General features: G+C 69.2%; 13 protein-coding genes. 6 read left to right on the top strand and 7 right to left on the bottom strand.

Annotation, left to right across the window (positions count from 1 at the left end; translation table 11 throughout):
• Positions 1-122: 122 nt before the first annotated feature.
• Complete coding sequence (locus F8178_RS17950) at positions 123-1748, bottom strand: long-chain fatty acid--CoA ligase (RefSeq protein WP_317496002.1); 1626 nt, start codon at positions 1746-1748, stop codon at positions 123-125.
• Positions 1749-1992: 244 nt separating this feature from the next.
• Between F8178_RS17950 and mihF the strand changes: the two genes are divergently transcribed.
• The 3 genes from mihF to dapA all read left to right on the top strand — a co-directional run bounded on the left by mihF (position 1993) and on the right by dapA (position 4778).
• Positions 1993-2304, top strand: coding sequence for an integration host factor, actinobacterial type (mihF, locus tag F8178_RS17945; RefSeq protein ID WP_317496001.1), 312 nt, complete (start codon positions 1993-1995; stop codon positions 2302-2304).
• 217 nt (positions 2305-2521) lie between these two features.
• Positions 2522-3712 (top strand): isochorismate synthase, encoded by a 1191-nt coding sequence (locus F8178_RS17940; protein ID WP_317496104.1) that lies wholly within the window; start codon positions 2522-2524, stop codon positions 3710-3712.
• A 211-nt stretch (positions 3713-3923) separates the two neighbouring features.
• Entirely contained in the window at positions 3924-4778 is an 855-nt protein-coding gene (gene dapA / locus F8178_RS17935) for a 4-hydroxy-tetrahydrodipicolinate synthase (RefSeq protein ID WP_317496000.1), read from the top strand.
• Between the two features lie 38 nt (positions 4779-4816).
• On the opposite strand, the gene F8178_RS17930 is transcribed toward dapA, so the two are convergent.
• The 5 genes from F8178_RS17930 to F8178_RS17910 all read right to left on the bottom strand — a co-directional run bounded on the left by F8178_RS17930 (position 4817) and on the right by F8178_RS17910 (position 9018).
• The gene (locus F8178_RS17930) at positions 4817-5197 is read right to left on the bottom strand and encodes a hypothetical protein (protein WP_317495999.1); all 381 of its coding nucleotides are present in this window, start codon (positions 5195-5197) and stop codon (positions 4817-4819) included.
• 127 nt (positions 5198-5324) lie between these two features.
• On the bottom strand, positions 5325-6029 hold the full coding sequence (locus tag F8178_RS17925; protein WP_317495998.1) for a 4'-phosphopantetheinyl transferase superfamily protein: 705 nt from the start codon (positions 6027-6029) through the stop codon (positions 5325-5327).
• Positions 6030-6038: 9 nt separating this feature from the next.
• Positions 6039-6695, bottom strand: a complete 657-nt coding sequence (locus F8178_RS17920; protein WP_317495997.1) for a TetR/AcrR family transcriptional regulator — start codon at positions 6693-6695, stop codon at positions 6039-6041.
• A complete protein-coding gene (locus F8178_RS17915; protein ID WP_317495996.1) occupies positions 6686-8254 on the bottom strand; it encodes an AMP-binding protein in 1569 nt (522 codons plus the stop codon). The genes F8178_RS17920 and F8178_RS17915 overlap by 10 nt, the downstream gene beginning before the upstream one ends.
• Positions 8251-9018 (bottom strand): enoyl-CoA hydratase/isomerase family protein, encoded by a 768-nt coding sequence (locus tag F8178_RS17910; protein ID WP_317495995.1) that lies wholly within the window; start codon positions 9016-9018, stop codon positions 8251-8253. Before F8178_RS17910 ends, F8178_RS17915 begins: the two co-directional genes overlap by 4 nt.
• A gap of 82 nt (positions 9019-9100) precedes the next feature.
• Here F8178_RS17910 and F8178_RS17905 point away from each other — a divergent pair, with 82 nt between their 5' ends.
• The 3 genes from F8178_RS17905 to F8178_RS17895 are packed head-to-tail and all read left to right on the top strand — an operon-like array spanning position 9101 to position 11959.
• Entirely contained in the window at positions 9101-10738 is a 1638-nt protein-coding gene (locus F8178_RS17905; protein WP_396345753.1) for an amidohydrolase, read from the top strand.
• A gap of 49 nt (positions 10739-10787) precedes the next feature.
• The gene (locus F8178_RS17900; protein WP_317496102.1) at positions 10788-11228 is read left to right on the top strand and encodes a GNAT family N-acetyltransferase; all 441 of its coding nucleotides are present in this window, start codon (positions 10788-10790) and stop codon (positions 11226-11228) included.
• A 47-nt stretch (positions 11229-11275) separates the two neighbouring features.
• A complete protein-coding gene (locus tag F8178_RS17895; RefSeq protein WP_317495994.1) occupies positions 11276-11959 on the top strand; it encodes a metal-dependent transcriptional regulator in 684 nt (227 codons plus the stop codon).
• A 31-nt stretch (positions 11960-11990) separates the two neighbouring features.
• On the opposite strand, the gene F8178_RS17890 is transcribed toward F8178_RS17895, so the two are convergent.
• Positions 11991-12299: a plasmid mobilization protein gene (locus F8178_RS17890; protein WP_317495993.1), complete on the bottom strand. Its 309-nt coding sequence runs from the start codon at positions 12297-12299 to the stop codon at positions 11991-11993.
• Positions 12300-12798: the final 499 nt, after the last annotated feature.

Raw genomic sequence — 12798 nt, 5'->3', positions numbered from 1 at the left:
CCCGGTGTGTCGAGTTGCGACAGCGCACGAGGCGGGTACGCACCACCGCCTCACCCACGCTTCGCCGCTATCCTCGCACTGTCACCCGGCCGGGCGTACGGGGGGCTGATCGTGTATCGCGCTCAGTCGATACGACGGACCTCGAGGGACCCGGCGGCGAAGTCGGCCCTGAGCCGTTTCTTGTCGGACTTGCCGACGCTGGTCTTGGGGATCTCGTCGACGAAGGTCCAGTTCTCCGGCAGCTGCCATCGTGCGACCTTGCCGTCCAGGAACTGCCGCAGCTCCGCGGCACCAGCCTGCTTGCCGTCCTTGAGCGTCACGGCCACCAGTGGGCGCTCCTCCCACTTGGCGTCCGGGATACCGATCACGGCAGCTTCGGCCACCGCGTCGTGTGCCATGACGTGGTTCTCCAGTTCCACCGAGGAGATCCACTCGCCGCCGGATTTGATGACGTCCTTGGCCCGGTCGGTCAGCGTGAGGTAACCGTCCGGGGTGATGTGGCCGACGTCGCCGGTACGCAGCCAGCCGTCGCGGAACTTCCCGTCGTCGGCGCCGCCGTGGTACCCGGCCGCGATCCAAGGACCGGTCACCTCCAGCTCGCCCACGCTGCTGCCGTCCCATGGCAGTTCGGTACCCGAGTCGTCGATCAGCCTGGCACGGACGGAGGCGGGGAATCGGCCCTGTGTGTAGCGGTAAGCCCAGGCCCGTTCACCCTCGACCCCGGCGGGTGGGCGCGCCACGCTGCCCAGCGGGGAGGTCTCGGTCATACCCCAGGCGTGCAGCACGGACACGCCATAGTTCTCCTCGAAGGCGTGCATCAGCGACGGCGGGGCCGCCGAGCCACCGACGACCACCTCGCGCAAGTGGGAGATGTCCTGTGGGTGCGCCTCCAGGTGGTGCAACAGTCCCTGCCAGATGGTGGGTACCGCGGCGGCGAAGGTGGGCCGTTCGGTCGCCAGGATCCGCGCGATGGCCTCCGGCTGCAGGAACCGGTCCGGCATAACCAACGAGGCGCCCACCATGAAGGCGGCATACGGCAGGCCCCAGGACATCGCGTGGAACTGCGGCACGATCGCCAGGGTGGTGTCGCGCTGGGACAGCGCCATGCCGTCGGTCATGCACACCTGCATCGAGTGCAGCCAGATCGATCGATGGGAGTAGACCACACCCTTGGGGTCACCGGTGGTGCCGGAGGTGTAGCACATCGCGGCGGCGGCGCGCTCGTCCACCTCGGGCCAGTCGCACTCGTCGGGCCTGCCGTCGAGTAGTTCCTCGTAGGAGTGCACCGTGATCCCGGCAGGCGCGTCGAGGACGCTGGAGTCGTTGCCAGTGACGATCACGTGACGCACGGTGCGCATCTCGGGTAGATGCGGCGCGAGGGCAGGTGCCAGGGTGCTGTCGACGATGACCACTTCGTCCTCGGCGTGGTTGGCGATGAACACCAACTGCTCCGCCGACAGTCGGATGTTCAGCGTGTGCAGCACGGCCCCCATGGCGGGCACCGCCAGGTACACCTCGAGGTGCTCGCTGTTGTTCCACATGAACGTGGCTACCCGCTGGTCACCGGATATGCCGAGGTCACGCAGCGCATGGGCGAGCCGGGCGGCGCGTCTGCCGACCTCGCCGTAGCTCACTCGCCGACAGCCGTCACCGGTCCAGGTGGCGACCTCGCTCGAAGCGTGGACTTGGCTCCCGTAACGGAGCAGCTGGCCGATGGACAGCTCTCCGTTCTGCATCGTGCTACGCATGCCGCGAGAATATCGTCGGAGCGGCGTGGGTGGCTCCTCATCATGGAGGAACCGGGTGGCGGGCACCCACGACCGGTGGGTTATTCGCCGGATCACTGCGTGTCGGTGCTGCTGAACTCGCGAACGTGGCGTTTACTGGAGGCATAGCACGGAACTGCCGGTCAGGCGTACCGGACATCGGGTGGCATCCCGGTGACTGTGCGTGTTCGGCAGCATGACAGCGAACAAGGAAGGATGAGCTACGTTGGCTCTGCCCACGTTGACACCGGAGCAGCGTGCCGAGGCGCTGGCCAAGGCCGCCGAAGCCCGTAAGGCCAGGTCCGAGCTGCTCGCGTCGATCAAGTCCGGCGAGCGGAGCATCGAGCAGGTGCTCCAGCGAGCCAAGGAAGACAAGACCATCGGCAAGACCAAGGTGGCCGCGCTGCTGAAGGCGGTCCCCGGTTTCGGTGACGTCAAGGTCGCCAACCTGATGGAGCAGATCGGCATCGACCCGGATCGGCGCGCCGCAGGCCTGGGCGAGCGGCAGCGCGAGGCGCTCGTCGAAGCGCTCAAGTAACCGGCACCCGCATAACCCACCGGACACCAACGAACACGCCGCCCGCGGTATCGCGGCTGGCGTGAGGGTTAGTGCTGCGCGCGCACGCTCGTGACGATGAGACAATCGATCGCGTGACATCCGCTGGAGGGAGATTCAGGCCCCTCGTGTCGAGGTTGGCGCGGTGACCGTGGCTGACCGCGGTTCGGGTACGTCGGGCGTGTCGGGCGCAAACAGCGTGGCCGGGGCGGCCGCGCAGCCCGCACGCGAGGCCGTCGCGCTGCTCGACGAGTACCGCAGGGGTGATTTCTTTCTCTCCACCGCCGAGCGCACCGTGCTGGCCCGTGGTGCGGGCGTGGTGGTGGAGGGTCACGACCCGGCCGAGCTCGATCGCGAGCTCGACCGCGTGCTGGCCGACGCCCCCGGCTCGATGGCGGTGGGGGTGTTGCCGTTCGATGCTGACTCGGCGGCCACCCCGGCGCGGCTGACCGTGCCTCAGCGGTTGTGGACCTCGGAACCGGCACACGAGGCCGTGCGGCAGCGGGCCGCCCGAGCCGTGCCGGCACCGGCGACGGTCACGCCGGTGCCGGAGCCCGAACGGCACCGGGCGGCTGTGCGGCGTGCGCTCGACGAGCTGCACGGCGACGGGTCGCACGCCGACCCGTTGCGCAAGGTCGTGCTGGCGCGGGCGCTCGACATCACGTTCGACATCGGGATCGATCCGGCGGTGCTGCTGTACAACCTGGTGCGGGAGCATTCGACCGGGTTCACCTTCGCCGCTGACCTGCCGGGTGAGCGGGCGGTGCCACGCACGCTGGTCGGATCCAGCCCCGAGCTGCTGGTGCGGCGCCGGGGAGACCGGGTGATCGCGCACCCGCACGCTGGCTCGGCTCCCCGCACGGGTGATCCCGAGACAGATGAGCGGCACGCGGCGGCGCTGCTGGCCTCGGCGAAGGATCACGCCGAGCACGCCATGGTGATCGAGGCCGTGGTGGATGCGCTGCGACCGCTGTGCCGGAACCTGGATGTGCCTGCGGCTCCAGCCTTAGAGGCGACCCCGACGATGTGGCACCTGGGTACCGCGATCACCGGGGAGCTGCGCGAGGACGTCAGCGCGCTGCGACTGGCGGCGGCGTTGCATCCCACACCGGCGGTGTGCGGCACGCCCACCGCCGCCGCTCGGGAGCTGGTGCGCGAGCTGGAGCCGTTCGACCGCGCCTACTACGCGGGTGCCATCGGCTGGGTCGATGCGGCAGGCGACGGCGAATGGGTGGTGTCGATCCGCTGCGCCGAGGTCGCCTCGCGCACGCTTCGGCTGTATGCGGGCGGCGGGATTGTCGCGGCCTCCGAACCCGAGGCCGAGCTCGCCGAAACCACCGCCAAGTTCCGGACCCTGCTCCGCGCCATGGGGCTGTCCCCCGAACTGTAGCGAGCCGGAGCTGGTAGTGGGTCCGGCTTGTGGTGGCGCGTGGGATGTGGTCGACGTTGCTGGATCTGTCCGGTGCCTCCAGGGAAACGCGATCGTGGTTGATCACGGCACGCGTTCGCCTGCTGCTTGACCGGCGTGGCGCTTGCGCGAGACTCTGACAGGGAAGGTTGTGGCCGCCAGGCCGAGGTTCGGGAGGAGGGAGGGGTCGGTCATGACGCACGCACCGCTCGGGTCGATTCTCACCGCGTTGATCACCCCGTTCGACAGCGAGATGCGGTTGAACGAGTCCGCTTTCGTCTCGATGTTCCACCACGTGGTGCGCCACGGCTCGGACGGCATCGTTGCCTGCGGGACGACAGGCGAGGCAGCCACACTGTCGAATGAGGAGCACTTGCGAGTGATCGAGCTCGCCTGTGCGGAGCGCCCCGTTGGGGCCACCGTGGTCGCGTCCACCGGTTCGAACAACACGGCCCAAGCCTGTGCCATGACCGAGCGAGCGACCGACCTCGGGGCCGATGCCATCCTATCCGTCACGCCGTACTACAACCGTCCCAACCGCCGCGGCCTGGTGCAGCATTTCACCGAGATCTCGCGGGCGACAGACAAACCGATCATCCTGTACAACATCCCGACCCGCACGGGCACGGACATGCCCAACGACCTGTTGGCCGAGCTGGCGACGATCGAACGGATCGACTACGTCAAGCAGGCGAACAACGCGAATCTGGCGCCGGTCGAGGGCATCGGCCTTTACGCGGGTAATGACGACGTGCTCGCCCGTACCCTCGATCTGGGTGGCTGCGGCGGCATTCTGGTGGCCAGCCATATCATGGGCGAGCAGCTACGGCGCATGGTCGACGAGCCGGACCGGCGTGCCGACATCGATGCCTCACTCAAGCCGCTTTACCAGGCGCTGACCGTGACCACGAACCCGATCCCGATCAAAGCCGCGCTCAACCTGCTCGGCTATCCGGCGGGCCCACCCCGGCTTCCCCTGGTAGCGGCGGACGAACGCGAGACCGAGGTGATCCGCCAGGCGCTGATCGAGTGCGGGCTGCTGGCATAGGGCAGAGCGCTCGGGGTGCCGGAGGCGCCCGGCCCGCGTCAGACGCGTTCGCCGGAAGAGGGTGAGCGGCGCGCCCGCAGGAACTGGACCACTCCCACAACGAGGTAGACCACCAGTAGCACGAACATGATGGTGCTGGTGATCACGGCCGAGGGGGTGTCGGCGGTGCCCGCGAACAGCTCGCCGAGATCGGCGACGTTCCGCAGCGCGCCCAGCGCGCCGAGCAGGGCGATCACCATCGCGGCCGCCAGGCTGTACCTGTGGAGCGTTGGCTTGCGGGCCAGGACACCGCACACGATCAGCAGCACGCCGATGAAGGAGGGAATCAGCGCGGTCACGCTCGCGGCTCCGGTCGCCGCGTAGGCAATGATTCCCGTGACGGTCAGGATCCCGCCGACGATTACGGTGAGCCTGCTCATTGGACAACTCCCTGGCCTCGTGGTGGCTGCGTGTGACGGCTCGGCATCCGCGGTGCGAACCATCCCCCGTGGCTGGATGGTACCGCCGGTTTTGCATCCGTCCCCGACCCGCCCGCCTGATCGTGTGTTAACGCGCGCCCCACTGCCGCTCGGTGACCGTGACCCGCTCGGTGGTCAGCACCGCGACGCTGGCCGGGTGGTCGCCCGAGCCGGAGAGGTCGTGCAGGCTGATGCGATCCGGATGCAGCGATGCGTCCGTGGAGCCACGCAACAGTGGCGGTTCCCATGGCGCGGAGACGGACACGCCGCGCAGTGGGATCTGGAGCCCACGTCCCACGGCTTTCATCACGGCTTCCTTGCGCACCCAGTATCGGAGGAACGACCGTTCCCGTGCCTCGTCGGGGACGGCCGTCAGCGAGACGCGCTCGTACCCGTCCAGCGTGTAGTCGATCAGCCCGTTGACACTGCCCGCCGACCGACCGGCCGGTGCTTCCACGTCCAGACCGACCTGGACGGTCTTGGCCAGCGCCACCCCCACCCAGTCTCCGGAGTGTGCGATGGACAGCTCCCACTGTTCTCCGGTGCCAACCACGCGTGGCTTACCGTGGTGCTTGCCGCAGCCGGAGCAGCGCGCGTCGAGCACGATGTCGCCCGCTGCCGCCCCGGTACGTTCGGCGACCGCGTGCCGCGCCATCACCCGCCCAGTGAGGAAGCGGCGCCGGTCAGCGTCGAGCCGGTATGCCTCGAACCGTTCCAGCTCCGGCTCGCTGAGCAGATCTCTGAACCGGACACTGTCGGGTAGCGGCGGCGACCACAGCACGGTGCAGTGCACGAGTGTCCCCTACGCCTGGCTTCCGGTAAGGGTACTGCCCCAGATTTCAGCCACGACCGCGCGGCAGGCGTCCACATCGGGTGCCGGGGGATCGGTGACTCCGAGTGCTCGTAGCGCGAGCACTGCGTACCGCCGGGCGAGCTCGTCAAGCGACATCGGACCGTCGACCGAGTACCAGCGGGCGACCCCGCTGCACATCTCCAGTAGACCGCGGCGTGCCACACCGTGCGGGTCGTGGTGCAGCGACCCGGACTGACCGCCATCGGCGATGGCGTCTGCCCACAGCCGTTCGTAGTCGTCGCGCATGGCCACGATCGATTCCCGCAGCTGCGGCGACAGCGAGTTCACCTCGTTGTCCACCACAGCAGTCTCCTCGGCGCGCACGGCGTGCGCGAGGACGTGCAGGGCCACGAGCCTGCCGACTCGCTCGACGGGATCGATCACACCGGCCGTGGCGCGGCGCGCGGCGGTGACCAGGCGGCTCAGGCAATCCCGCATGATCTCGGCGAGCAGTGCCTCCTTGGTCCCCATGTAGTGGTACAGGCTGGCTGAGGACAGCTCGGCGTGCTGTGCCAGTTCCCTGATACCTACCCCGTGGAAGCCCTTGCTCGCGAACAGACCGATCGCCGCCCGGTGGATACGGGCGTTGGTGGAGCTCACAGCCATCGCCTTTCTGCCCTGTCGTACGAGCCCGTGCGCGGGTCACCGCCAGTGGCCAACCGCCCCTTGGCCACCCGTTCCGACGCCGTCATCGGAAGGCTATCGACGAAGCGCCAATAGCGGGGCACTTTGAAGTATGCCAGCTTCCGCGCGCAGAACTCGGCCAGCTCCTCGGGAGCGGCCGTGGCCTGCTCGACGAGCACTACGTGGGCCTGCACCTCCTCGCCTCGCAGGTCGTCGGGTACGGCGGTGACCGCCGCCATCGCCACATCGGGGTGCAGCGTCAGCGCCCGCTCGACCTCCTCCGCGGAGATGTTCTCCCCGCTGCGGCGGATCATGTCCTTGCGTCGGCCGACGAAGTAAACCCTGCCGTCGGCGTCCATACGCGCCAGATCCCTGGTGTGGAACCAGCCGCTCCGGAAGGCGCGCTCGGTATCGTCCGGCCTGCCGTGGTAGCCGAGCATCATTCCGGTGCCGCGGATGGCGAGTTCTCCGGTCTCGCCGCGCGGCAGGATCGCGCCGGACTCGTCGAGGATGGCGACTTCGCGGTCGCGGATCGGTGTCCCGATACAGCCGGTCCCGACAGCCGCATCGTGATCGCATTCCCGAACACGCAGATCGGCACCGGTCTCGGTCATGCCGAATGCCTCGAACCACGGCACACCCCAGCGGCGCTCCAGCTCCGCATGTTGCTCCCTGGGGATCGCTGAGGCGCACACCGCCCGTAGCGCGTGGTCGGTGTCGGTGTCACGGTCCGGCTGTCGCAGCAGCAGGTTCGGCATGAGGCCGAGGCAGTAGAACCATGTCACCCGGTGCTCGCGGATCTTGTCCCAGAAGCTTGACGGGTGGAAGCGATCCAGCACCACCAGCGCCGCCCCTGAGGCGAGCCCGACCGCTACGTGCCACTGTGGATCGATGTAGTGGAAGGGTTGGGCGGTCAGCATGGTGTCCGTTTCGGACAGGTGGGGGAACTCCTCGACCATGCTCCTCGCCAGCGTGGTCCAGTAGCGGTGCGGCAGCAAGCACCCTTTCGGTGTGCCGGTCGTGCCGGAGGTGTACTGAATGTTCACCGGCCGCTCCGGCACGGGACCGGTCGCGGGTACCTCTTCGCCCGCTAGCCCGGCGAGGTCAACCGGGGTGAGCACCCGGAGGCCGGCCCGTTCGCGCGCCAAGCCCGCCAGCAGCTCGGTGAACTCGCCTGCGGCCACGACCAGCCTGGCTTGCGAATCGTCCAGCACGTGCGCGGTGTCCAGCTCCCGGTAGTTGGTGTTGACCGGCACGAGCACCGCACCAAGGCGCGCCAGCGCCAACCACAGCAGCGGGAACTCCGGCTGGTTGCGCAGCATCACCGCAACGGCGTCACCCTCGCGGACCCCGGCCGCCGCCAGCCGACTCGCCCAGCGGTCGCTGTACTGCCGCACCTCGGCGAAGGTGTAGCGCGTGCCGGTGTGGTCGAACACCCAGGCCGTGCGCTCCGGCCACCGGCGCGCCGCGCGTGTCACCAGGGCGTCCAGCGTATCCGGGACAGCGGTGCCGTGCCATCCGTCTGCGGCTCCTCCCGTCATGACCGGCCCTGTACCGCAGGGTCGGTCGGAAGTGAAGCCTCCCCCGAGGTTTCGGTGAGCAGCGCGTGAGTGACCTCCAGCTCCAGCGCGGCATCCAAGCTGGACTCGGGGCCAGCGTCCAGCGCTCGCTTCGCCAGCGCCGCCGCCGTCGGGTTCGCCGCGAGCTGCTGCGCCCGTTGTCGCGCGCCCGCATGTAGCTCGTCTGCGGGCAGCACGGTATTGACCAGGCCAAGCCGCTGGGCTGCCGCCGCGTCCACCGGTTCGCCGAGCAACACCAGTTCCTTGGCTTTGAGCGGGCCGACGATCGCGGGCAGCAGGCGCGACGCGCCACCGGTGACGCTCAGGCCGAGCCCGACTTCGGGGAAGCGAAACGCCGCGTCCTCGGCCGCCAGTACGAGGTCGCAGCCGAGGGCGAACTCGGCGCCTGCGCCGACGGCCCAGCCCTGCACCACCGCGATCACCGGCTGCCGCAGCGCCCGGATGCGGCGGGTGACCTCCTGGAGCCGTTCGAGCCGGGGACGGGAGTCGCCGGGTGGTACGGGTTCCTTGAGATCGTGGCCCGCGCAGAAGGCCTTTCCCTTCCCGGCGAGCAGCACCACCCCGGCCGGTTGACGGCCGGTGGCGACGGCATCGAGGGCGCCGAGCAGGTCCTCGACCAGCCCAGCCGTGACGGCGTTGCGTCGATCGGGACGGTTGAGCCAGATCGTGGTCACCCCGCCGCTGCTCTCGGATTCCACGGTGCTCGTCGGCTGCTGTCCCACCATGCTCGCGAGTCTAGACGAGCCTGTCGATCGATCGATAGAGTTCTGGCGGATGCAGTCGATGGCCTCGGGAAGGGGTGTGAGGGTGACCGCTGCCGGGTGGGCGGCCGACACCGTGTTCACTGGCGCGCGCCTGCTGGCCGGGCGGGATTTTCAGGTCACCGACGCCGTCGCGGTGCACCACGGCCGGGTCATCGCCCTCGGCGAGCAGGCGAAGGAGCTGCCCGCGCGGCGGGTGGTCGACCTGGACGGCGCCACCGTGGTGCCCGGCTTCCACGACGCGCACAACCACATGGCCTGGTACGGCATGGGTCTGGACGAGCTGGATGTCAGCGCGGCAGCGTGCGGCTCGCTGGAGGAGCTCTACGACGCGGTGGCTCACCGCGCGGCCCGGCAACCGGCCGGCAGCTGGATCCACGGCAACGGCTACGACCAGACCAAGCTCGGGGGCGGTCACCCCACCCGCGACGGTCTGGACCGGGCGGCACCGGACCATTACGTGCGGTTGAAGCACACCACCGGCCACATGTGCGTGGTGAACTCGGCCGTGCTGGACCGGATCGATCTCGCGGCGGTGCCGCCGGGTGGGGATGTCGTCCGTGACGAGGCGGGACGCCCCACGGGCCTGTTGCGGGAGCGGGCGCAGGGGTTGTTGGATCCGCTGCTGTATCCGGTGCCGCTGGCCGAGGTCGGCCGGGGTATCGCGCGGGCGAGCCAGCGATACCTCGCGGAGGGCATCACCAGCGTGCAGGAGGCAGGGATCGGCGCGGGCCTGGTCGGCAGCACCCCGGTGGAGCTGGCCGCGTACCAGCTGGCACGCGAGCGCGGGGAGCTCGGGGTGCGCGTCATTCTGATGGCCTCGGCGGATGCGCTGCATCCGCTGCAGGCCGCCGGGGGTGACGGTGTCGATTTCGGGCTCGACCTGGGGATGCGCACCGGCTTCGGCGACGGCAGGCTACGGCTCGGCCCGGTGAAGCTGTTCGCGGACGGCTCGCTGGTGGGGCGGACGTGCGCGATGCACGAGCCGTTCGCGGGGGAGCCGGACAACACCGGCTATTTCCAGACAGCTGAGGCCGATATCGCCGACATCGTGCTGCGCGCGCACCGCAGCGGGTGGCAGGTAGCTACCCACGCTATTGGGGATCGGGCGATCTCGGTGGTGCTGGACGCCTACGCAGCAGCGCTGGCGGCACATCCGGTCGCCGATCACCGGCACCGCATCGAGCACTGCGGCGTGATCGGCGACGGTGACCTGCGGCGGGTGGCCGGGCTGGGGGCGATCCCGGTGCCGCAGGGGCGGTTCGTCAACGAGATCGGCGACGGCATGCGCAGCGCCCTCGGCCCGGAGCGGGAGGCGTGGTGCTACCGGCAACGCAGCTTCCTCGACGCGGGGTGCGTGCTGCCGGGCAGCTCGGACCGTCCGGTCGTGGCGGGGGCACCGCTGCTGGGGATGGCCGACATGGTGCGCAGGCGCACCGCGAGCGGCTACGTGCTGGGTGCGGGCGAGCGGATCAGCCCGACCGAGGCGTTGCGCGCCTACACGGCCGGCTCGGCCTACGCGGCGTTCGCCGAGGCGGACCTCGGCACCATCGAGCCGGGTAAGCGCGCCGATTTCGCCGTGCTCAGCGACGACCCGACCAGGCAGGACACCATGGAGAGCGTGGCGGTGCGGGCCACGGTGGTCGGTGGGGAGATGGTCCACGAGGCAACCAGCGGCGGGTAGCCGGTAGCGATACCCGCGGACGGTTGAACAGCGACACGGGAGGCCGATGATGCCGGTGCGCGACGCGCGAGCGTCCGACGTCGAGGAGATCTGCACGATGATCGAGGAGCACGCCGCCTACGAGGGCAACGGCGACCTGCGCCTCGACCGGCAGGCAATGGCGCATCACCTGTTCGGCGAGCACCCCAAGGCCTGGGTGGTGCTGGCGCACCCGGAGGGTGAACCGGACGAGGTGGCCGGGTTCGTGTTCTGTTGCTGGAACTTCTCCACCTGGGAAGGCAAGCCGGGGATCTGGATGGATGACCTGTTCATCCGGCCGGACTACCGCCGCCTCGGCCTCGGACGTGAGTTGCTCGACGAGCTGCGTGCCCGCACCGGCGGCCGGGTCGAGTGGGAGATGCAGGAAGGCAACGACAAGGCCGCCCGGTTCTATGCCAGCTTGGGTGCCTATCCGGTGACCGGGTGGGTACGGTACCGCTGGAAGGCTTAACCGGGCGCTGCCGTGAGCTGCCGAATCCGGCACCGTATCGTGGAATCATGCCTGAGCAGTTGGACCGGCGGTCCTCGTCGATCGAGGATTACGTCAGGGTCATCTACGGGCTCGCCGAACGGGGTGAGGAGGTCACGAACACCTCGCTCGCGGCGCGGCTGTCGGTCAGCCCGTCCTCGGCGTCGGGGATGGTGACCAAGCTGTCGCAGCAGGGCCTGGTCGCGCACGTGCCTTACCGGGGGATCGGGCTGACCGCCGAGGGATACGCGCTGGCGCGGTCGGTGCTGCGGCGCCACCGGCTGATCGAGTCGTTCCTCGTCTCGGAGCTGGGATATACCTGGGACGAGGTGCACACCGAGGCGGACGCGCTGGAGCACGCCGTGTCCGACAGGCTGGTCGACCGCATCGCCGCGAAGCTCGGCAACCCGCAGCGCGACCCGCACGGCGACCCGATCCCCGCCCAGGACGGCAGTGTCGAGGAGCTGGACACTCGCCAGCTCGACAACCTCGAACCCGGAGCGGTCGGCGAGATCGTGCGCGTCTGGGACACCGATCCGGAACTGCTGCGGTTCCTGGCCGATCGCCAGATCGGGCTGGGCGCGCGTGTGGAGGTGATCGAACGCCAGCCCTTCGGCGGGCCGTTGGTCGTCAAGGTCGGCACCCCGCCGCACGATGCCACCCATGCCCTGGGAAGCGAGGCCGCGCAGGCGCTGTCGGTGGCTGTGCTGTAAGCGCCGTGACGCCGTGAGCGCTGTCTTCCTGTCAGGAGGTGCGCTGGAACACTTCCCGTTCCAGGCGAGCGAGGCGTTCCGACACACTGCCACCGCCCTCGCGTTCGGCACGCAACCGATCCAGCGCCCACAGCCTGACGAGCGTGGACAGGGGAAGATCAGCGTCGTCAGCGGCTTCCTGTAGCCGGTCGTGCTCCTCGGCGGACAGTCGTACCGACACCACCGTGGTGCGGCCGAGGTTGGGTCGGCTCACCTGAACGTGCTCGGGCAGCGCTTCCGATATCTCGGAGCGTTCCGCTGCCGCGCCTTCCTCTGCGAGGAGGTCATCGATCCTGCTCATCGTTCCGTCTCTCCATAGATGCGGCGGTCGCGTTGATTGGAACGCCATGCGTTGCTGCCCCACCAGTCCCCGTCCCGGCAACTGAGCCGGATCAGCATGCTGTCGGACGAGGACAACGGTCAGCAGCATCCCTGCCGTGATCGAATACCCGATCACCCGGACCGAGTGGCCGGAGCGGCTGGCCGGGTCCGGCACCAACCACACGGCGTGCTCGTCGCGTACTGCCTCGTTGGCCCATTCCGGGTCGATCGCATGTCGGGCATATATGTAGTCAGCACGCCTACTCCAATCCACCCGCAAAGCCACACCTACAATGTACTACAGAGTCCTACGGCGCGCTCGACCCTGCTGACCCCGCCGCACGATGCCACCCATGCCCTGGGAAGCGAGGCCGCGCAGGCGCTGTCGGTGGCTGTGCTGTAAGCGCCGTGACGCCGTGAGCGCTGTCTTCCTGTCAGGAGGTGCGCTGGAACACTTCCCGTTCCAGGCGAGCGAGGCG

This window comes from Haloechinothrix sp. LS1_15 (genome assembly GCF_033042135.1).
In the GTDB taxonomy this organism is placed as follows: Bacteria; Actinomycetota; Actinomycetes; order Mycobacteriales; family Pseudonocardiaceae; genus Haloechinothrix.
The sequence above is the reverse complement of the archived record's forward strand: the minus strand, read 5'-3'. Positions and strand labels throughout refer to the sequence as shown.